The sequence below is a fragment of the Streptomyces sp. UF-297 genome, from assembly GCF_058245575.1.
The window spans coordinates 42,306-62,418 of the sequence record NZ_JBSIBZ010000037.1; the positions used below are offsets into that span (position 1 = coordinate 42,306).

General features: G+C 68.5%; 15 protein-coding genes. 4 read left to right on the forward strand and 11 right to left on the reverse strand.

Translation table 11 applies throughout. The features are described 5' to 3' along the window. Window positions 1-302: 302 nt before the first annotated feature. Window positions 303-920 (forward strand): GNAT family N-acetyltransferase, encoded by a 618-nt coding sequence (locus AC4IJH_RS21640; RefSeq protein ID WP_490853453.1) that lies wholly within the window; start codon window positions 303-305, stop codon window positions 918-920. Window positions 921-998: 78 nt separating this feature from the next. Here the strand turns inward: AC4IJH_RS21640 and trxA are convergent, their stop codons facing one another. The 4 genes from trxA to sigM all read right to left on the reverse strand — a co-directional run bounded on the left by trxA (window position 999) and on the right by sigM (window position 4,096). Continuing rightward, window positions 999-1,325 carry a thioredoxin gene (gene trxA / locus AC4IJH_RS21645; RefSeq protein ID WP_451442339.1) on the reverse strand — a complete coding sequence of 109 codons (327 nt, stop codon included), beginning with the start codon at window positions 1,323-1,325 and terminating at the stop codon, window positions 999-1,001. Window positions 1,326-1,372: 47 nt separating this feature from the next. Continuing rightward, complete coding sequence (trxB, locus tag AC4IJH_RS21650) at window positions 1,373-2,347, reverse strand: thioredoxin-disulfide reductase (RefSeq protein WP_490853454.1); 975 nt, start codon at window positions 2,345-2,347, stop codon at window positions 1,373-1,375. 118 nt (window positions 2,348-2,465) lie between these two features. Beyond that, window positions 2,466-3,404, reverse strand: coding sequence for an anti-sigma factor family protein (locus AC4IJH_RS21655; protein ID WP_490853455.1), 939 nt, complete (start codon window positions 3,402-3,404; stop codon window positions 2,466-2,468). Window positions 3,405-3,406: 2 nt separating this feature from the next. After that, on the reverse strand, window positions 3,407-4,096 hold the full coding sequence (gene sigM / locus AC4IJH_RS21660) for an RNA polymerase sigma factor SigM (RefSeq protein ID WP_490853456.1): 690 nt from the start codon (window positions 4,094-4,096) through the stop codon (window positions 3,407-3,409). Between the two features lie 321 nt (window positions 4,097-4,417). On the opposite strand from sigM, the gene AC4IJH_RS21665 reads away from it, so the two are divergent. Further along, a complete protein-coding gene (locus tag AC4IJH_RS21665) occupies window positions 4,418-4,843 on the forward strand; it encodes a hypothetical protein (protein WP_490853457.1) in 426 nt (141 codons plus the stop codon). A gap of 101 nt (window positions 4,844-4,944) precedes the next feature. On the opposite strand, the gene AC4IJH_RS21670 is transcribed toward AC4IJH_RS21665, so the two are convergent. The 3 genes from AC4IJH_RS21670 to AC4IJH_RS21680 form a co-directional block, all read right to left on the reverse strand. Further along, window positions 4,945-6,666, reverse strand: a complete 1,722-nt coding sequence (locus AC4IJH_RS21670; protein ID WP_490853458.1) for a protein kinase family protein — start codon at window positions 6,664-6,666, stop codon at window positions 4,945-4,947. A gap of 107 nt (window positions 6,667-6,773) precedes the next feature. Continuing rightward, window positions 6,774-8,984, reverse strand: coding sequence for a murein biosynthesis integral membrane protein MurJ (gene murJ / locus AC4IJH_RS21675; protein WP_490853459.1), 2,211 nt, complete (start codon window positions 8,982-8,984; stop codon window positions 6,774-6,776). A gap of 46 nt (window positions 8,985-9,030) precedes the next feature. Beyond that, on the reverse strand, window positions 9,031-11,322 hold the full coding sequence (locus tag AC4IJH_RS21680; RefSeq protein ID WP_490853460.1) for a DUF6049 family protein: 2,292 nt from the start codon (window positions 11,320-11,322) through the stop codon (window positions 9,031-9,033). A gap of 222 nt (window positions 11,323-11,544) precedes the next feature. Here AC4IJH_RS21680 and AC4IJH_RS21685 point away from each other — a divergent pair, with 222 nt between their 5' ends. Beyond that, window positions 11,545-13,020, forward strand: a complete 1,476-nt coding sequence (locus AC4IJH_RS21685; protein WP_490853461.1) for a CCA tRNA nucleotidyltransferase — start codon at window positions 11,545-11,547, stop codon at window positions 13,018-13,020. Window positions 13,021-13,124: 104 nt separating this feature from the next. Here the strand turns inward: AC4IJH_RS21685 and AC4IJH_RS21690 are convergent, their stop codons facing one another. The 4 genes from AC4IJH_RS21690 to AC4IJH_RS21705 form a co-directional block, all read right to left on the reverse strand. Next, entirely contained in the window at window positions 13,125-13,433 is a 309-nt protein-coding gene (locus AC4IJH_RS21690; protein ID WP_490853462.1) for an LppU/SCO3897 family protein, read from the reverse strand. Window positions 13,434-13,802: 369 nt separating this feature from the next. Further along, complete coding sequence (locus AC4IJH_RS21695; RefSeq protein ID WP_490853463.1) at window positions 13,803-15,110, reverse strand: MFS transporter; 1,308 nt, start codon at window positions 15,108-15,110, stop codon at window positions 13,803-13,805. 98 nt (window positions 15,111-15,208) lie between these two features. Further along, window positions 15,209-16,291 (reverse strand): inositol-3-phosphate synthase, encoded by a 1,083-nt coding sequence (locus AC4IJH_RS21700; RefSeq protein ID WP_490853464.1) that lies wholly within the window; start codon window positions 16,289-16,291, stop codon window positions 15,209-15,211. Window positions 16,292-16,339: 48 nt separating this feature from the next. After that, on the reverse strand, window positions 16,340-17,020 hold the full coding sequence (locus AC4IJH_RS21705) for a PadR family transcriptional regulator (RefSeq protein ID WP_490853465.1): 681 nt from the start codon (window positions 17,018-17,020) through the stop codon (window positions 16,340-16,342). A 361-nt stretch (window positions 17,021-17,381) separates the two neighbouring features. On the opposite strand from AC4IJH_RS21705, the gene AC4IJH_RS21710 reads away from it, so the two are divergent. Continuing rightward, window positions 17,382-20,069, forward strand: coding sequence for a transglycosylase domain-containing protein (locus AC4IJH_RS21710; protein WP_490853466.1), 2,688 nt, complete (start codon window positions 17,382-17,384; stop codon window positions 20,067-20,069). The last annotated feature ends 44 nt before the right edge of the window (window positions 20,070-20,113 follow it).

Here is a 20,113-nt window from a genome sequence, read left to right on the forward strand (position 1 = left end):
CCGCGGGTTTCAGGGGTGGGCTGTGGGCCGGTGCTGATTCCGGAACACCGCTCACCCTTTGCTCTCTCACGCTATCCGCGGTCGCATACCGCCGATACGATGCGAACGGGTATGGCACGCATCCATGTGGAGAAACCTCACATCGAGGAGAGGGCCATGCGATCGGTGAGCCGCACTGGACTGATGGCAGCGGGGTTCGGCCTCGGCGCAGTCGGTGGATTCGTCGGTGGCCTGCTCACGGAGCGGGGAGCACCGACGGCCCCACGCGGTGCGGCGGGCGATGGAAGTGAGGATCTTGCTTCATGGGCCGTCGGCTCGTACCGCTCACGCTGGACAACCTCTCGGATGTCCCCAAGCGCTGCCGCTCCTGTGTCTTCTGGGAGCTCGACCCCGTCAGTGGCGAAGCCGCGGTAAAGGCCGGCCGGCCCGAGCTGGAGAAAGAGGCCTGGATCTCGGCCGTACTCCTGGAGTGGGGGTCGTGCGGCCGGGTCGTCTACGTCGACGACGTGCCCGTCGGCTTCGTGATGTACGCGCCGCCGGCCTATGTGCCGCGCTCCACGGCCTTTCCCACCAGTCCCGTCTCCCCCGACGCCGTACAGCTGCTGACGGCCTGGCTGATGCCCGGCTACCAGGGTCAGGGGCTGGGCCGGGTGATGGTGCAGACCGTGGCGAAGGACCTCATCAGACGCGGCTTCAAGGCGATCGAGGCCTTCGGGGACGCGCGCTGGAAGGAGCCGGCGTGCGTCCTGCCCGCCGACCACCTCCTGGCCGTCGGCTTCAAGACCGTGCGCCCGCACCCTCGCTATCCGCGTCTGCGCCTGGAACTGCGCACCACGATCTCCTGGAAGGAAGACGTGGAACTGGCGCTGGACCGGCTGCTGGGAGCGGTGCAGAAAGAGCCCGCGCTCAGACCTCTGTAGGCGCGCCCGCCCCGGTACGCGAACGGGCCTGCCCCGATGGGGCAGGCCCGTTCGCATGGAACGCCGTGTGCGGCTCGCTCAGGCGAGGAAGTCCGCCAGGTCACGCTCGATCGCGGCCTTCGGCTTGGCGCCGACGATGGTCTTCACGACCTCGCCGCCCTTGTAGACGTTCATGGTCGGGATCGACATGACGCCGTACTTGGCGGTGGTGGCGGGGTTCTCGTCGGTGTTGAGCTTGGCGATGACGATCTCGTCGTGCTCGGCTGCGATGGCCTCCAGGGACGGGGCGACCTGGCGGCACGGGCCGCACCAGGTGGCCCAGAAGTCGACGAGGACGGGCTTGTCGCTGTTGAGGACGACCTCTTCGAAGTTGGCGTCCGTCACGGTCACCGTGGCACCGGCCATGGCTTTCTCCTTACTGAGGGGGGTATGGGGGGAAGCTGGAGTCGGGATCAGACGGCGGCGGTCTTCTCCGGCTCGGGGGTGGCCTCACCGTCGGCGAGGGCGGCGAGGAACCGCTCGGCGTCCAGAGCGGCGGAGCACCCGGTGCCGGCCGCGGTGATCGCCTGGCGGTAGGTGTGGTCCACGACGTCACCGGCGGCGAAGACGCCCGTGAGGTTCGTGCGTGTGCTGGGGGATTCGACCTTGAGGTAACCCTCGTCGTCCAGCTCCAGCTGGCCCTTGAACAGCTCGGTGCGCGGGTCGTGGCCGATCGCGATGAACAGGCCCGTCACCGGCAGCTCGGAGGTCTCACCGGTCTTGACGTTGCGCAGGGTCAGCCCGGAGAGCTTGGCGTCGCCGTGGATCTCGGCGATCTCGCTGTCCCACACGAACTTGATCTTCGGGTCGGCGAAGGCACGCTCCTGCATCGCCTTGCTCGCGCGCAGCGTGTCACGGCGGTGGACGATCGTGACCGACTTGGCGAACCGGGAGAGGAAGGTCGCCTCTTCCATCGCGGTGTCGCCACCACCGATCACGGCGATGTCCTGGTCCTTGAAGAAGAAGCCGTCGCACGTGGCGCACCACGAGACGCCACGGCCGGACAGCTCGTCCTCACGCGGCAGACCGAGCTTGCGGTGCTGGGAGCCGGTGGTGACGATGACGGCCTTGGCGCGGTGCACATTGCCCGCGGTGTCGGTGACGGTCTTGATCTCCTCGGAGAGGTCGACCGCGACGATGTCGTCCGGCACGAGCTCGGCGCCGAATCGCTCCGCCTGGGCACGCATGCTGTCCATCAGGTCCGGGCCCATGATGCCGTCACGGAAACCGGGGAAGTTCTCCACCTCAGTGGTGTTCATCAGAGCGCCGCCGGCGGTGACGGCACCCTCGAACACCAGCGGCTTGAGGGAGGCACGGGCGGTGTAGAGCGCGGCGGTGTAGCCCGCGGGGCCGGAGCCGATGATGATCACGTTGCGGACGTCGCTCACGGGTGTCTTCCTTGTCTCTGCCGACTGCTTGCTGGGGCTCTCTCGGAACTCTCACCCCACCCAACGGATCCTACGGGGCGAGCATTCCCGTGAGCGCCACAGCACACGTCCCGTGGTCTCACTCCCGGCGGTAGGAACCGCTCAGCAGAACCTCACCGGGCACCGGTGGTGAGGCCGAGGCGCAGGAAGCGGAGACGACGTAGGCGGAGACCTGCGTCGCGTCGGAAGGGTGCGGCAGGACGACGAGATAGGCGTTCCGGCCCTCGTACGTCCCCTCCGTGGCGGCAAGGGGTGTCTCGGACCGCCCGATGCCCTTGCGCACACAGGAGGGGACAGCGTCCGACCCCGCACGCAGGGGCGTTTCGGAGGCGCTGCGTGTACCGATGCGCGGGGCCTTGTTGGGCCCCGAGCCCGCGAGCAGCCCGTGCACCTGTTCTTCGAGCGTGCTGGAGCTGAGCGTGGAGACGTCGCTGTTGGAGCTCTTCTCGGGTACGGCTCCGTGCTGCTCGCCGCCCGATCCGGAGGCCGACGTCATGTTCTGGACGACGATGCCGCCGATTCCCAGGACCGCGACGGCCGCCGCGGTGCCGAGAAGAACCCTGGGCCAGCGTCGAGCGCGCGTCGATCGGATTCCAGGCGTTTGTCGACCGGGGCCGGTCGCTCCGCGGGGCCGGCCTGCGGGGCGGTCCTGGGCGGCAGTGCCGTCCGAGGTGTCGGCCGGTGTTGTTTCACGTGAAACACGTGTCGTCACAACCGATGGCGCTGTTTCACGTGAAACAGCGTCGTCGTCCTCCGGCGCGGTGGAATTGAGGAGTGCCTCGGCCGCGAGCGCGGCGTCGATACGGCCGGCCACGTCCTCGGGCATCCGCGCGGGTCCGGGGAGTGTGCCGAGCAGTCCACGGATCTCCTCCAGGGAGGCATGGACGTCCTCGCACAATTCGCAGCAGGCGAGGTGGTCGCGTAGATCGGCGCTACGGGACGGGGAGAGCAGTCCGTCCGTGAGTGCAGAGATCTCCGAGACCTCCGGGTGCTCATCCGTGTCGGTCCTGGAAGTCACGCTCACCCACCTCCGCCCTTCACGGCACCTGTGTCGTTGGGTCCTGCCGCCGGTGGGACGGATGTCCCCTGCGCCCGGTTCCTTCCCCCGCTCGCGGGTCTGCTACCCCCGGCTTCGGGACGCAGATGGGTGAGCATCGGAAGGAGACGGGCCCGGCCCCGCGCACAGCGGCTCTTGACCGTCCCGGTGGGCACATCGAGGATCTTCGCTGCCTCGGCCACGGGGTATCCCTGCATGTCGACCAGGACGAGAGCGGCACGCTGCTCGGCGGGCAGCGTCCGCAGAGCGCTGAGCAGTTCGCGGTGCAGATCCTGACGCTCGGCCGGAACCGCTGCGGACTCCTCGGGCTCCAGCAACTGCTCCAGCCGCTCGGTCTCGGCCACAGGGGAGGTCCGCCGCGAGGCCGCCTTACGGGCCCGGTCCAGACAGGCGTTGACCGTGATGCGATGCAGCCAGGTCGTCACCGCGGACTGACCACGAAAGGTGTGCGCGGCCCGGTAGGCGGAAACCAGGGCGTCCTGGACAGCGTCGGCGGCCTCCTCGCGATCGCCGAGCGTACGCAGTGCCACTGCCCACAACCGGTCCCGGTGCCGCCGAACAATCTCCCCGAAGGCGTCTGGGTCGCCTTTGAGGTGCTGTGTCAGCAGTTCGGCGTCATTCGGCGCGAGTGCTTCGTTGTCCTCAGCGCGCACGACACCCCCACCGAGTGCTCCAACTCCTGCCCATTGAAGCCTCCCCTGCGGCGAAAGTAAATGATTCAGCGGATGTGCGATCCGGGCGGCCGGAGCGTGCTGGTCGCAGTGCGCCGGCCGGATCGTGACCCTCGCGCCCGATGCTGGCGTGCGGCCGTTAGAGAAGGGGCGAATGCGCATTTTGCGTGAGTTGCTGTCATGTACAGGGGATGAAAAGATCAACAACGGCAAAGGGGGCATGCCGCATCGCAGGTGGCGGATTCGAGTTCCTCCTGTCCGTTGAAATCCTGCTTCTTGGTGTGGGGGTGTTTGAGTCAAATGATGCGGAATATCAAGCGTCTGTTGTTGATCGCTGTGGCTGCGGTAATTGCTCTGGGGGCCATGCCGGCTTCGGCGTCGGCAGTCTCCAAGGGAAGCTGCAGCTTCCGGAAGTCGCTGTCGGCGAAGACGTACGGCGGACACGCGACGGTGAAACTGCTCGTTTACACGTGCAGTGACGGTCACGACTGGGCCATGGCAAGCATGACGTCCCAGAACAGCGACAGCGAGGGAGCGCTGTGGCTGGATGTCTCCCGCAACGGAGGGAAGACCTGGAACGGGCTGGTCCAGCGGCGTGGCTTCAGTCTCGACCCGGGCGAGACGGCAACCATCGCCGGCACCAACCTTCAGTACGACGGTCCGGGATATTCGGTGCGGGCCTGCGGTTACTTCGGTAACAACGTCACCTACTGCACCGGCTGGAACTGACGCTGCGGTGTGTATTTTCGCTGTTGAGGCGAAGCTCAGGGCCCCGGCCGTTTCCTCGGCCGGGGCCCTGAATCTTTCTGGAAACCGATTCGCTCGCGGTGTCAGCCGGTGAAGGACACATCCGTCACGGCTTGCTTGAACCCGGGATCACTGAATTCGTCTCTCTGCCCGTACGGCATCGCGGTGATCCAGACGAGGACATAGCGCGCCTGCGCCGACTTCTCGAACTTCAGGTCCGCAGTGGTCTGTGAAGTATCGACGGTTCCGAGCTTCTGCATGGAACTCAGCGGCTCGGAAGGCGAAAGGGAATTGGCCGCGTAGAGCGTCACGGTGGTGTGGTCGCCGGGGTAGTGCAGCCCTATCGACACCTTGCTCAGCTGCTGCTTCGAGCCGAGGTCGTAGGTGATGCCGACGCCCTTCTTGAAGCCCGGGTTCAGAGCCGGGCCCTCGTGATAGCTCTTACTGCGCCAGTAGGTGTCGGGCTTCCCGTCGTAGGTGAACTGCACCTGGTCGGTGTGCTGCGGCTTGCCGTCGGGGTAGTACTCCTGAGCATCCGCGATCTTGATCGGCTTGCCACTCGGCTTCTTGGCCTCGTTGCTGCTCGGCTGGGAGCTGCCCGAGCCCTCGCTCTCGTTCTCCCTCTGGAGCAGGGTGTCCGCCAGTTGCCAGCTGCCCAGGCCGAGGGCGGCGATGAGCAGGGCGGAGACGCACCACTTCAGTGCCTTGCCGGTGCGGCTCTGCAGCGGGGGCGGCGGCGTGGGGACCTGTCGGGTGGCCTGGCTCGCCTGGTTGTTGCGGGTCGTCGACTGTCCGTAGGTGCCCTGCTGGAAGGCCGTGCGCTGATAGGGCGGCGGCGTGGTGAAGGACGTCTCCGGGGGCCGGATACGCGGCATGGCCGCGACCGCCTTGGCCAGTTCCTCGGGAGTGGCGCAGGGCTGTTCCTGACGGGAGGCGGTGGCGCCGTCGTTGACCAGCGCGCGCATGGCCAGCTCCGACAGACCGCGGTGGACCCCGGCACGCACCTGGTCCGGGGCGATCAGCCCCACGTCCTTGGGCAGGCCGGTGAGGCCGTAGGCGTCACTCTCGTACGGCCAGCGGCGGGTGAGGGCGGCGTACAGCAGCGCGCCGATCGCCTCGGTGTCGGTGCGCTGGGGGCGCTCGCAGGTGATGCCGCGCAGGGCGGCCATCACCGCGAGGCCGCGGATGCGGTACTGCCCGGACTCGGTGCGCAGCACGGAGCCGGGGGTGAGCCTGAGGTGGGCCAGGCCCTCGCGGTGGGCGGCGGCCATGGCCTGGGAGACCTGGCTGACGAGCTGGTAGGCGTCGTGCGGCTCCAGGGGCCCGTTGGCCAGCACCGTGGTGAGCTCGGTGGCGTCCGGAAGCCACTCGTGCACGACATAGACGACGTCGTTCTCCTCGACGGCGTCCAGGACCTGGACGAAGCGCGGATCGCCCAGGAGCGCGGCCGATCGGGCGGCGGACAGCACGGGGCGGGCGCGCGGGTGGTCGGCGGGCAGGATGTGCACACCGACGGCACGGCGCAGCTTCTCGTCGACCGCACGCCAGCTGCTGAATCCGTCCAGACGGGTGACGCACTCTTCCAGTCGGTAGCGTCTGGCGAGCTTGTGGCCGCTGTGCAGTTCCGGTGGTTGTGCTTCGGATGCCGACGCATGCTGCTCGTCGGTGCGTGCGGTGTCCTTCTCTGTGCGGGCTACCTTCTCGGCCTCCGCACCGTCGGTCGTGGCCTCTCCCGCCTTGGCGGTCAGCGGTTCTTCACCGCTCGTGTCGGCCACGTCGACGGCAGCCGTGCTCCGTTCCGCCACCGTCGTTCCTGCCTCCCCATCCGTTGCACGCTCTCAGAGCCAAGACAATTGTGCCCACAGTCCGCCGCTATGCACGACACACAGTGGCGGACGATGGTTGTGCGGGCTCAGCGCCCCAGCTTGGCGCGGACCATGCCCACCAAGGCGTTCAGTTCTTCGATGCGCATCTTCCTGGCCGCCGCGTAGAAGACCACCAGCAGTGCGGCACCGCCACCGACCAGCGCGGCGAGAGAGCCGAGAACGCCGGTGCCCAGTGCCTGCATGATGGCGTAAACGATGCCACCGGAGACCAGTGTGGCGGGGATGCTGGCGCCCGCCAGCCGTGCGTACGTACGGACGATGTGCGCGCCGTCCAAGTCGCCGCCCATCCGCTTGCGCAGCCGCCGCCACGCCACGCCGACGCCGATGATGTACGCCAGGCCGTACGAGGCGGCCATGCCGACCACGGCCCAGCGCGCGGGAAGGATGAGGAAGCAGAGGGCGGAGGCGGCCGCGTTGACGGCGGCGACGATCACCGTGTTGAAGAAGGGGGTGCGGGTGTCCTCGTACGCGTAGAACGCGCGCAGGACGACGTACTGCACGGAGAAGGGGATCAGGCCGATGCCGAAGGCCATCAGCATGTAGCCCATGGGGACGCCGGCGCCCGAGGAGTTGTAGATCAGGGTGCACATCGGGATGCCGAGGGCGACGAAGCCGAAGGCGATGGGCACGATCGCCACGGCGGAAGTACGCAGGCCCTGGGAGATGTCGTCGCGCACGGCGCCGGTGTCGCCGTCGTGTGCCGAACGGGACAGGCGCGGCAGCAGAGCGGCCATCACGGAGACGGTGATGATGGCCTGCGGCATGTTCCAGATCAGCTGGGCGTTGGAGTACGCCATGTAACCCGTGCCGGGGAAGCCTTCGGCGTCGGCGGAGTTTCCGGCCCAGGTGGAGAGCTGCGAGACGACCAGCACACCGGCCTGGTTGGCCAGCACGAACAGGATCGTCCACTTGGCGAGCTTGGCCGCCTTGCCCAGTCCGTGGCCGCGCCAGTCGAAGCGCAGCCTGATCTTGAAGCCCGCGTCGCGGAGGTAGGGGACCATCGCCAGCGCCTGGACGACCAGGCCGAGTAGCGTGCCGATGCCCAGCAGCCGGATGCCCTCGTCCGGGATGGTGGTGACGCCCATCTGGGAGTTCTTGGCCGATCCGTAGACCCAGATGAACAGGGCGAACGTGGCGATCATGACGATGTTGTTGAGGACCGGGGTCCACATCATCGCGCCGAAGCGGCCACGGGCGTTGAGGATCTGGCCCATCACCACGTGCACACCCATGAAGAAGATCGTGGGTACGCAGTAGCGGGTGAAGGCGACGGCGACCTCGTTGGCCGCCGGGTCACGGGAGATGTCGAAGGACATCAGCTTGACCAGGAGCGGAGCCGCGAGCACGGCGACGACCGTCAGCGCTCCGAGGATCACCATGACCAGGGTGAGCAGACGGTTGGCGTACGCCTCGCCGCCGTCCTCGTCCTCCTTCATCGCCCGTACGAGCTGGGGGACGAAGACGGAGTTCAGGCCGCCGCCGATGGTCAGGATGAAGATCATCGTCGGCAGGGTGTAGGCGACCTGCCAGGAGTCACCGAGGACGGCAGCGCCCAGCGCCGAGGCGATCAGCGCGGACCGTACGAAGCCGGTGAGCCGGGAGACCATCGTGCCCGCGGCCATCACCGCACTGGACTTCAGCAGATTGCCGGCCTTGCCGCCGGAGGGCTTGGCAGGCGCCTGCACGGGAGGGGCCACCGTCTCCGGGGCCGGGACCGGCTGCTCCGGCACGGCCGCCGGGGCGGGCACGGGCTGTTGCTGCTGCTGTTGCGGGGCGGGACGCTGCGGCTCGTAGGGCTGCTGGTCCCGGAAGAGATGGGCGAACGCATCGGGCTCGGGGCGCTCGTCCGCGGCCTGGCTGACCAAGTCGTCCACACCCACGAACTGTGTCGTCGCCGCGTCGTCGCCGTAGGGCAGGCGGCGGCCCGGGCCCTGCGGCTCGGGCGCCGGGGGCGGCGCCCACAACTGCGGGTCGGGGGCGTGCTGCGGCGCGGGCGGCTGCTGGTAGAGCGGGTGCGGGGGCTGTCCCGGGGGAGGCGGGGGGTGCGCGGCCCGGTCGTAGAGCGCTTCGGTCACCGGATCCTGGGCCGTGGGGTCCTGGGCGCGGAACGGGTCGTTGGCGTAGGCGTCCTGGACATAGGGGTCCTGAGGCGGCGGGACGTGCGGGTGCGCGGGGGCCTGCCCCGCGGGATCGCCGCTCGCGCCCCGGCCGCGGTCACCGTCGTACGGCGCATTCATCGCTGCCCCACCTCATCCGTCGCCGGCCATCCGGCCCCGCCATCTATCAACGGTCCACTTTCTCACCTGAGCCGGACCCGTCCGTGCTTTCCGAACCGGTGTCCGGCTGCGGGTCACTCGGCTGCTCGGGTACGTCGCCGCCCGTATCGCCGCTGTCGCCGTCCGTGCCCTCGCCGCCTTCGTCGTCCTCCCGCGCCGCGGCACTCTTGCGCTGGAAGTAGATCCGTACACCGGCGAGCACGAGCAGCAGCACACCGCCCGCGATGACGAGCATGACAGTCGCCGTGATCTCGGTGACGTTCACCTCGAAGGACATGGGGTCGCCGTAGGGCTTGCCGTCCGAGGTGTAGAGCTGAGCGGTCACCCGTACGGGGCCGTTGGCAGCGGCCGTGGTGTCGAACTTGAAGGACTGGTTGCGGCCGCCGTCGACCGCGATTTTCTGCGGGGCGCCGACATCCAGACGGTTGGGCTGCGAGGACGTGAGCTCCAGGGTCATGTTGCGCACGCCCTGGTACAGGTTGTTCTGGACCGTCACCGGGATCGTCGCGCTGCGGCCGGAGAGCGTCGCGTCCGACTTGGGGATCAGGTGGATCTTGGCCTTCAGCCCGTCGAGGTACTTGCGTACGGACTTACGGAACTGCTGGGCGCCCTTGCTGTCGCCGCGCCACTCGGTCGACATCTCCCGCATTATGGCGCTGCCGAAGGGGGTCACCACCCGCCCCGGCTGGGCCAGGATGACCGTGAAGTCGTCGAGGGCGGTCTGGGTGTCCTGGATCTCGCGGAAGGCCGCGGTGGGCAGCTCCTGCTTGCGCAGCGAGGCGGGGTAGGCGTCGCTGTCCGGGATCTCGCGGTTGGCGCCGGGGTCCGGCTGGGCCTTCGCCGCGGCGCCGAGGTTCAGGGACTGCGTCCAGCGTCCGGGGTTCAGCGCCTTGAGCGCGGACGCCATCGCCTGGGCCTGGCTCACCGAGGGCATGCGCTGGGGGGCGACGACGATGCTGCGCTGCCGGCCCGGCTCCTGGAGGTCGATCATCAGGGTCTGGGCGACGAACTGCTGCACGGCGAGCGTGGCGTTCTCCGCCCGGGACAGGTCGCCCTCGAAGGCGGTGGACAGCCGCGCGTCCGCGACGACGGCCGTGTTGCCGCCGCCGATGGGCCGGGCGGCGGTCGGCGTGTAGGACAGGTCGCTGCCCTCGCGCAGGCTGTCGCTGCGGGTGATGACGTTGTGCGAGCCCGCGGAGGTGGCCACATCCACGATGGAGGAGTCGATGGCCCCGTTGACGGGCCAGGTGAAGTCCGTGCGCGGCTTGACGTGCAGGACGGTGTTCACGGTCCGCGTCGCCAGCTCGGTCGCCGGGCCGAGGTGGCTGAGCGCGCCGGGCACCTCCCGGCCGTGGTGCGCCAGCGACGCCAGGTCGGGGTCGGCGAAGGGGAGCGCCACGACCTCGTGGTTGTTCACCGCTTCCGTCAGGTCGTTCAGCCACTGCTTGGCGATCGCCTGGTTCTTGCCCGCGGTGGGGCCGTTTGGTCCGTCGACCTTGTAGGGCCTGGTCATCGCGTCGACGGTGGCGAGCAGGTCGGGGTCGATGACGAAGGTGACCGGGAGTTCCTTGCCGAGCGCGACCATCTGCTGCAGCCGTCCGCCGGGCGCGATCTCCGCCGTCAGCTTGTCGTCGCGGAAGACCGGCGTCTGCTCCAGGTCCGCGTCGGTCTCTGCGGTGAGGTGGGTGGCGGAGATCAGCGGCCACAGAAAGGTGAGCTGTGTCTTCTTCTCCGCGTCGGACGGCTTCCAGGACAGCGAGGTCCGCTTGATGCCGAGCACCTGCTCATACCGGGCCTCCTCGGTCTTGCCGGAGAGGGAGACGCCGATCTGGTAGACGCCGTCGTCGTCGAGCTCGAGGTCCTTGACCGGTACGCGCAGGTCGAAGGAGCGGCTGACGCCCGGCTCCAGCTTGTCGATCTTCGCGGTGTGGTCCTTGACCTCCGGGCCGTCCGCGCTGGAGAAGGCCGCGCGGTTGGCGAGGGCGTCGATGGCGCTGCGGCTGTTGAGGATCTGGCCGCGGCGCAGTGCCACATGCGCGTCGGTGACTGTGGAGTCCCCGTCATTGGTGACGGTGCCGGAGACGGTGATCTCGCCGTCCTTCGACGGGGCGGGGGGCGTGAGGCTGTCGATGGCGACGTCGACGGTGCGGCTGCCGGTCTCGGCGGCCCGCGCGGCGGAGGGAGCCGGGAGGTTCAGCAGTCCTACGAGCAGGGGCACCGAGGCGAGGACTGTCGCGGTGCGCCGCAGCCATCGCCCACGCGGCCGTTCACTCCCCTGGAACCCTGCCGCCTCGGCCACGCGCTCGCCCGTCCCTCGTCGTCGTCAGTGGTCGTCGGAATGTGCGTCCACGAATGGTAACGATGCGCGCTGTGGCGAAGTGCTGGGGACTGCTCCACATGATCGCCGGTCCGGTGGCCGGGTACGGGTCCCCTTTTTCGGGAGACGCCCGGTATCGGTGGGGACGCCCCCGGGGCTTGGCGAGGAAGCCTCGCCCGGCGCGGCCACGTACCCTGTTCTGTTGTGCCGAACGCCAACGATGACAACCCCACCTCGCAGACCGAGCGGACCCCGCAGTCGACGAACGCGCTGAGCCATGTGCAGCGCCGCGCCGTCAGTGAACTGCTGCGGGTCTCCCCCGTCGCGGATGACCTGGCCCGCTGTTTCCAGGAGGCCGGGTTCACGCTTGCCCTGGTCGGCGGTTCGGTCCGGGATGCGCTGCTCGGCCGGCTCGGCAACGACCTGGACTTCACGACCGATGCCCGCCCCGAGGACGTACTGAAGATCGTGCGGCCCTGGGCGGACGCGGTGTGGGAGGTCGGGATCGCCTTCGGCACGGTCGGCTGCAAGAAGAGCTCGTTCGACATCGAGATCACGACCTACCGGTCCGAGGCGTACGACCGCACCTCGCGCAAGCCCGAGGTGTCCTACGGCGACTCCATCGAGCAAGACCTGGTCCGCCGGGACTTCACGGTCAACGCCATGGCGGTGGCGCTGCCGCAGAAGGAGTTCATCGACCCGCACGGCGGCCTGGAGGACCTCGCGGCGCGGGTGCTGCGGACGCCGGGCACCCCGCAGGAGTCCTTCTCGGACGACCCGCTGCGGATGATGCGCGCGGCGCGGTTCGCCGCCCAGCTGGACTTCGAGGTCGCCCCCGAGGTCGTCGCGGCGATGAAGGCCATGGCGGAGCGGATCGAGATCGTCTCCGCCGAGCGGGTGCGGGACGAGCTGAACAAGCTGATCCTGGCCGCTCACCCGCGCAAGGGGCTGAAGCTGCTGGTCGAGACGGGTCTGGCCGACCGGGTGCTGCCGGAGCTGCCGGCGCTGCGCCTGGAGTGCGACGAGCACCACCGTCACAAGGATGTCTACGAGCACACGCTGACCGTCCTGGAGCAGGCCATCGACCTGGAGGAGGACGGGCCTGACCTGGTACTGCGGCTGGCGGCGCTGCTGCACGACATCGGCAAGCCGAAGACGCGGCGCTTCGAGAAGGACGGCCGGGTCTCCTTCCACCACCACGAGGTGGTGGGAGCGAAGATGACCAAGAAGCGGATGACCGCTCTCAAGTACTCCAACGAGATGATCAAGGATGTCTCGCAGCTGGTGGAACTGCACCTGCGGTTCCACGGGTACGGGACGGGCGAGTGGACCGACTCGGCGGTGCGCCGCTATGTCCGTGACGCCGGGCCGCTGCTGGAGCGGCTCCACAAGCTGACGCGATCGGACTGCACCACCCGCAACAAGCGCAAGGCCAACGCTCTGTCGCGCGCTTATGACGGGCTCGAGGAGCGCATCGCGCAGCTTCAGGAGCAGGAGGAGCTGGACGCGATCCGGCCCGACCTGGACGGCAACGCCATCATGCAGATCCTGGGGATCTCGCCGGGGCCCGAGGTCGGCAAGGCCTACAAGCACCTTCTCGAGCTGCGGCTGGAGAACGGGCCGATGGACCACGAGGCGGCGGTCGCGGCTCTCAAGGAGTGGTGGGCCGCGCAGGGCTGATGTTTCACGTGAAACAGAACGACGGGCGTCCGCCGAGAAGGCGGACGCCCGTCTGTTTCACGTGAAACATCGCATGCGGCTTGTCGAGCCCATGCGGTGCCCTGCTACTTCCGCGACAGGCACAGCACGAACTTGGTGTCCGCGCCCCTCCTGCGGTGCTGGCTCTCCACATAGGAAATGCCGCTCGGGCCGCACAGGGAACGGTCGAGGGTGTCGTTGTGGACCTGCTCCACCTTGAACTTGGCCTCGGCGGAGCCGCAGTCGACGACCTCGAGGTCGGGCTTGATGTCGTTGCCGTTGTTCTTCATGCAGTCGCCGGCCTTGGCGGTGTCGGCGTCGTTCCAGCTGCTGATCCAGAAGACGACGCCGGCTATGAGGACGATGACGACGCCTATGCCCTTGAGGATCGTCATCGGGGACGGGCCGTTGCGAGCGGGCCGCGACGGGGGAACCGGGGCGCCGCCCTGGGGTATCTGCGGCTGCTGGGGTGCCTGCGGGAATCCCGGCTGCTGCCCGTACGGTGCCTGCTGCTGCGGCGGGTAGGCGTAGCCCGCCTGAGGAGGCTGGCCGTACGGAGCATGGGGTGCCTGAGGGGGCTGACCGTACGGGGCGCTGGGCGCCTGAGGGTACGGGTTCTGGGCGTATGGACCCTGGCCGTACGGGGTTTGGCCATATGGGGCCTGGCCGTACGGATTCTGCCCCTGAGGCGGCGTGGTCATGGGATTCCCCCTGAAAGTGATGCGCTTTGGTGCGTGATTGACGCCCCGTAACGTATCGGGTTCTCAGCGAGGCTCCGCAGCGGGAGGGCGCTGGGGTGAGCGGGACCTCCGCTGTCGCCGTTGGCGGTGCAGGACAAGGACCGCGACCAGCGCATAGAGGATGGCGACTCCGAGGACCAGGGCGGCGGACCTGCCGTCCGGTGGCAGCACCACCGCGGCCACGGCCGCCGCGCCCACGAACGCGGTGTTGTAGAGCATGTCGTAGATGGCGAAGACCCGGCCGCGGAAGGCGTCGTCCACCGAGGACTGGACCACGGTGTCCGTGGCGATCTTCGCGCCCTGGGTGCTGAGGCCGAGGACGAACGCGGCGGCCAGTATCGGTCCGGGTGCGAACGGCAGGCCGAGGGCCGGTACCAGCACGGCCGCGAAGGCGGCGCAGGTGGTGATCCATCCGAAGGGGCCGAGCCGGGCGACCGCCCATGGTGTGATCACCGCGGCCGCGAAGAACCCCGCACCGGAGATCCCCACCGCGGCGCCCAGCAGCGCCAGGCCGTCGGAGCCGCCGTCGGCCCAGGCGTACCGGCACAGCATCAGCACCATGACCGTCAGCGCGCCGTAGCAGAAGCGGATCACGGTCATCGCCGTCAGGGCGCGGGCGGCGGCGCGGCGTTCGGCGAGGTGGCGCAGCCCGGCCACAAGACCCTGCGCCGTGCTCAACAGGGCTTCCCCCAGGAGGGGTTGGAGGCGTTCCGTATCGGGTCCGAGCAGGTCCGGCGGCATCCGTACGGCGGCCAGGGCCGCGCAGAGATAGAGCGCCGCGCCGAGCAGCACGACCGGAGCGTTGGAGTCGGTGCCCATGAGGCGGACGGCGAAGGCCAGCCCTCCTCCTGCGGTTGCCGCGAGCGTTCCGGCCGTGGGGGAAAGGGAGTTGGCCATCACGAGGCGCTCCTCGCCGTCGACCACCCGGGGCAGGGCCGCCGACAGGCCCGCCAGGACGAAGCGGTTGACGGCCGTGACACACAGGGCGGAGGCGTAGAAGAGCCAGTCCGGGACACCGGCCACGATCAGCGCGGCGGTGCCGGTGGCGAGCACGGTGCGCAGGAGGTTGCCGTGCACGAGCACCTGGCGTCGGCGCCAGCGGTCCAGGAGGACGCCGGTGAACGGGCCGAGCAGGGAGTAGGGGAGCAGCAGCACCGCCATGGCCGAGGCGATGGCGGCGGGGGAGGCCTGTTTTTCGGGGGAGAAGACGACGTACGTGGCGAGCGCCACCTGATAGACGCCGTCGGCGGCCTGCGAGAGGAGCCGTACGGTCAGCAGGCGCCGGAAGTCGCGCAGTTGGAGCAATACGCGAAGGTCACGCACAACGGGCATGAGGCACAGCCTCACACACGGCGCGGGCCCCCGGGGAGATTGCCCGGGGGCCCGCGTACGGAGCACGGGTGCGCGTCAGCGCACTACGCCGACCTGGGTCAGCGCTCGACCTCGCCCTTGATGAACTTCTCGACGTTCTCCCGGGCCTGGTCGTCGAAGTACTGGACCGGCGGGGACTTCATGAAGTACGAGGACGCGGAGAGGATGGGGCCGCCGATGCCGCGGTCCTTGGCGATCTTCGCGGCGCGCAGGGCGTCGATGATGATGCCCGCGGAGTTCGGGGAGTCCCAGACCTCCAGCTTGTACTCCAGGTTCAGCGGCACCTCGCCGAAGGCGCGGCCCTCGAGGCGGACGTAGGCCCACTTGCGGTCGTCCAGCCAGGCCACGTAGTCCGACGGGCCGATGTGGACGTTCTTCTCGCCCAGCTCGCGGTCGGGGATCTGGGAGGTGACGGCCTGCGTCTTGGAGATCTTCTTGGACTCCAGGCGGTCGCGCTCCAGCATGTTCTTGAAGTCCATGTTGCCGCCGACGTTCAGCTGCATCGTGCGGTCCAGGACGACGCCCCGGTCCTCGAACAGCTTGGCCATCACGCGGTGCGTGATCGTGGCGCCGACCTGCGACTTGATGTCGTCACCGACGATCGGGACGCCGGCCTCGGTGAACTTGTCCGCCCACTCCTTGGTGCCGGCGATGAACACCGGGAGGGCGTTGACGAAGGCGACCTTGGCGTCGATGGCGCACTGCGCGTAGTACTTCGCGGCGTCCTCGGAGCCCACGGGGAGGTAGCAGACCAGGACGTCGACCTGGCGGTCCTTGAGGACCTGGACGACGTCGACGGGGGCCTCGGCGGACTCCTCGATGGTCTGGCGGTAGTACAGGCCCAGGCCGTCCAGGGTGTGGCCGCGCTGGACGGTCACACCGGAGCGCGGCACATCGCAGATCTTGATGGTGTTGTTCTCGCTGGCGCCGATGGCGTCCGCGAGGTCGAGGCCGACCTTCTTGGCGTCGACGTCGAAGGCAGCCACGAACTCGATGTCACGCACGTGGTAGTCGCCGAACTGCACGTGCATGAGGCCGGGCACGCGGCTGTCCGGGTCGGCGTCCTTGTAGAACTCGACGCCCTGCACCAGCGAGGCGGCGCAGTTGCCCACGCCGACGATGGCTACGCGAACCGAACCCATTCCGGTTGCTCCCTGTGTTCTCGACAAGACCCCGCGGGATGCGGGGCCTTATGTGGTGGTGTCATCGGACGGATCCGGCCGGGATCCGCCCCGGTGCCGGGGCAGGCCGCCCGTATCTCCTGACTGGTCCTTGTGGCCCGGCTCTGCGGACTTGGGGGCACGCTGGTCGCGCCCGGCCCGCTCGCTCTCGATCAGCTCGTTCAGCCAGCGGACCTCGCGCTCCACGGATTCCATGCCGTGCCGCTGGAGTTCGAGGGTGTAGTCGTCCAGCCGCTCGCGGGTACGGGCCAAGGAGGCGCGCATCTTCTCCAGGCGCTCCTCCAGCCGGCTGCGGCGGCCTTCGAGCACCCGCATCCGTACGTCCCGCGAGGTCTGACCGAAGAAGGCGAAGCGGACGCCGAAGTGCTCGTCCTCCCACGCGTCCGGGCCGGAGTGGGAGAGCAGCTCCTCGAAGTGCTCCTTGCCCTCCGCGGTCAACCGGTAGACGATCTTCGCCCGGCGCCCTGCGAGTGATGCGGCGGGCGCGCCCTCGGGAGTGGCGCCCGTCTCCTCGATCAGCCAGCCGCTGGCGACCAGCGACTTCAGGCACGGGTAGAGGGTGCCGTAGCTGAACGCGCGGAACACCCCCAGCGAGGTGTTGAGCCGTTTTCGCAGCTCGTAGCCGTGCATGGGGGACTCGCGGAGCAGGCCCAGGATGGCGAATTCGAGGATGCCGGACCGTCTGCTCATCCTCCACCTCCCTGGCCTCGTGCGTTCTTTATGCCGAGCTGATGTATCGATTCGATACATCCAGACGATAGAACGGCCGTCTGGGAGGGACAAGAGGGAGCACGGTGAACGGCGTCACATCACTGATTCGCGCTACTCAACCTGACTGATTTGGAGTGAATTTCAACGGTGGGCAGGTTTTGGCCGTGCGTAGTCTGTGCGGCATGCAAACCGCCGGGAACCGTGGGACGGAAAGTGACGTCCCCGTCCTCGGTGTAGTGCGGCCCGTGAGTCAGGGACGGGCCGTGCGTCGGGGGGACCTGAAGTCAACTGCCGCCTTCAGGCGACGAGATAGCGCGCCTGCCCGAGGAGTATCCGTTCCATGAGCGAGCACCGTCGCAAACCGCCGCAGCCGCAGGGCGGTGGACGTGCCGCGGCCCGACGCGCCGCACAACAGTCGTCGGGACGCCGGGCCGCGCCTTCGCGCGGGTCCGCCGGCGGACCCGTACCCGGTTCCGACTCCGGTCAGTACGGCCAGGAACGACCTTACGGAGGCAGAGCCGAGGCCCGGCGGGCCGCACAGCGGGGAGGCGGCCGCCGACGGGCCGCGGAGCCGGCCGCGATGGCGTCCGGCGGTGGCCGGGGCGGACGCGGCGGCGGGCGGCGGCCCGGTGGCTCGGGCCCTGAGGGCGGCCGTGGCCGGGGCGGCAGGCCGGGCAAGAAGCGCTTCATCGACTATCCGCGGGCGGGCCGGATCGGCTGGCGCCGCTTCGTCCCCTCCTGGAAGCAGGTCCTGGGCGGCTGCATCGGCGTCCTCGGACTGATCATCGGCGCTTCCGGGCTCGCGCTGGCCTACGTGGACATTCCCACCCCGCAGAAGATGGCCAACGTCCAGAAGAACGTCTACTACTGGTCCAACGGCAAGCCGATGGTCGTGGCCGGCGGAGGAGACCTCAACCGCCAGATCGTGCCGATCACCTCGATCCCCAAGTCCATGCAGAACGCGGTGATTTCGGCCGAAAATGCCTCGTTCGAGACCGACTCCGGTGTCGACCCGATGGGTATCGCCCGCGCGGTGCTGAACATGGCCAAGGGCGGCGAGACCCAGAGCGGCTCGACCATCACCCAGCAGTACGTGAAGAACATGTACCTGGACCAGTCGCAGACCATCAAGCGCAAGATCACCGAGCTGTTCATCTCGATAAAGGTGGGCGCGACGGTAGAAAAGCCCAAGATCCTTGCGGGTTACCTCAATACCGCCTACTACGGGCGCGGTGCGTACGGCATCCAGGCCGCCTCGCGTGCGTACTACGGCAAGGACTGCGACAAGCTCACGGCGAGCGAGGGCGCGTTCCTGGCGGCGCTGCTCAACGGCCCCAACCTGTACGACCCGTACATCACGACGGAGACCAAGGGCGCCAACAAGAAGCGGGCCGAGGCCCGTTGGTCGTGGACGCTGGACCGTGAGGTCGAGGTCGGCAAGATGACCAAGGCCGAGCGGGCCAAGATCACCAAGTTCCCGCAGCCTCGGCCGCCCAAGAAGGCCATGGACCTCCGCGGCCAGAAGGGCTACCTCGTCGACCTCGCCAACAACTACATCACCGCGAACTCCGACATCAAGGACTCGGAGTTGAAGCAGGGCGGCTTCGAGATCCACACCACCTTCGACGAGAAGAAGGTCAAGGAGCTCGCCGAGTCCGTCGACAAGGTCACCAAGGAGCACATCAAGCCCGAGAAGCGCGAGGTCGACAAGTACGTCCAGTTCGGCGGCGCCTCGGTCGAGCCCGGCTCCGGCAAGATCGTTGCCATCTACGGGGGCAAGGACGCCACCCAGCACTACACCAACAACGCCGACTACACCGGTGTGCAGGTCGGCTCGACCTTCAAGCCGTTCGTCCTGGCGGCGGCGATGAGCAAGGGAGTGCGCGACCGTACGGATCCCACGACCCGTACCAAGGCGTCGCTGGCCAGCATCTACAACGGCAACAACAAGGTGAAGCTCCGCAATTACGACGGGACCGTCTGGCACGACAAGGACGGCAAGGAGTGGCACCAGCGCAACGACGGCAACGAGAGCCGCGGCCCGATCAATCTGCGGACCGCGATGCAGTTCTCGGTGAACACGCCGTTCATCCAGCTCGGCATGGACGTGGGGACCGACGAGGTCAAGAACGCCGCGATCCAGGCCGGTCTGCGCGACGACCAGAGCATGGCGAAGACCACGCCGACCTTCTCCCTGGGCACCTCCGCCCCCAGCGCCATCCGGCTCGCCGGGGCGTATGCCACCTTCGCCGCCAGTGGTGAGCAGCACGATCCGTACTCCGTCGAGCGGGTCGAGAAGGACGGCATGACCAAGTACGAGCACAAGGAGAAGTCCAGGCAGGGCTTCGACGAGGCGGTCGCCGACAACGTCACCGACGCGCTGAAGACGGTGGTCCAGAAGGGCACCGGAACGGCGGCCCAGCTGCCGGACGGGCGTGAGGTGGCCGGCAAGACGGGCACCACCGACGACAACAAGTCGGCGTGGTTCGCGGGCTACACCAAGCAGCTGGCCACCACGATCGGCATGTGGCGGGTGGACGACCAGGCCAAGCGGCAGGAATTCCTCAAGATGTACGGCGTCGGCGGCGAGGAGAAGATCCACGGTGCCTCGTTCCCGGCCCGGATCTGGGCTGACTACATGGCGCAGGCGATGAAGGGTGTGGACCCGGTGGCGTTCCCGAAGCCGGGGCCGATCGGTCAGACGATCTACGGCGACGGCATGAGTCCGTCCCCGAAGCCGACCCCCTCCGCTCCCCCGACGACCGCCCCGTCCCCCACGCCCTCCCCCTCCACCTCGCCTTCGAGCTCCCCGAGCCCGTCCCCGTCCCCGAGCTGTTCCCCGTGGGACCCCAGGTGCCAGAGCAGTGGCGGCGCCTCCCAGGGCGGGGCGACCGGTGGTCCGGGCGGCGACACCGGGGGCAGTACGAGCGAACCCACGCCCGAGCCGCCCACCGGCGGCAACGGCAACGGCGGCCATGGCAACGGAGGCGGATTGTTCGGTGGTCCGGACGGTGATTTCGGCGAATGACCGGTGACTGTTTCACGTGAAACCACGTGAAACAGCCTGTGGTG

What these genes read in the sequence shown, in the direction of transcription:
- AC4IJH_RS21695 (WP_490853463.1), bottom strand. Translation starts at nt 15,110, where the DNA reads ATGCCCGTTGTGCGTGACCTTCGCGTATTGCTCCAACTGCGCGACTTC.
- AC4IJH_RS21705 (WP_490853465.1), bottom strand. Translation starts at nt 17,020, where the DNA reads ATGAGCAGACGGTCCGGCATCCTCGAATTCGCCATCCTGGGCCTGCTC.
- trxA (WP_451442339.1), bottom strand. Translation starts at nt 1,325, where the DNA reads ATGGCCGGTGCCACGGTGACCGTGACGGACGCCAACTTCGAAGAGGTC.
- AC4IJH_RS21640 (WP_490853453.1), top strand. Translation starts at nt 303, where the DNA reads ATGGGCCGTCGGCTCGTACCGCTCACGCTGGACAACCTCTCGGATGTC.
- AC4IJH_RS21665 (WP_490853457.1), top strand. Translation starts at nt 4,418, where the DNA reads ATGCGGAATATCAAGCGTCTGTTGTTGATCGCTGTGGCTGCGGTAATT.
- murJ (WP_490853459.1), bottom strand. Translation starts at nt 8,984, where the DNA reads ATGAATGCGCCGTACGACGGTGACCGCGGCCGGGGCGCGAGCGGCGAT.
- AC4IJH_RS21690 (WP_490853462.1), bottom strand. Translation starts at nt 13,433, where the DNA reads ATGACGATCCTCAAGGGCATAGGCGTCGTCATCGTCCTCATAGCCGGC.
- AC4IJH_RS21700 (WP_490853464.1), bottom strand. Translation starts at nt 16,291, where the DNA reads ATGGGTTCGGTTCGCGTAGCCATCGTCGGCGTGGGCAACTGCGCCGCC.
- AC4IJH_RS21710 (WP_490853466.1), top strand. Translation starts at nt 17,382, where the DNA reads ATGAGCGAGCACCGTCGCAAACCGCCGCAGCCGCAGGGCGGTGGACGT.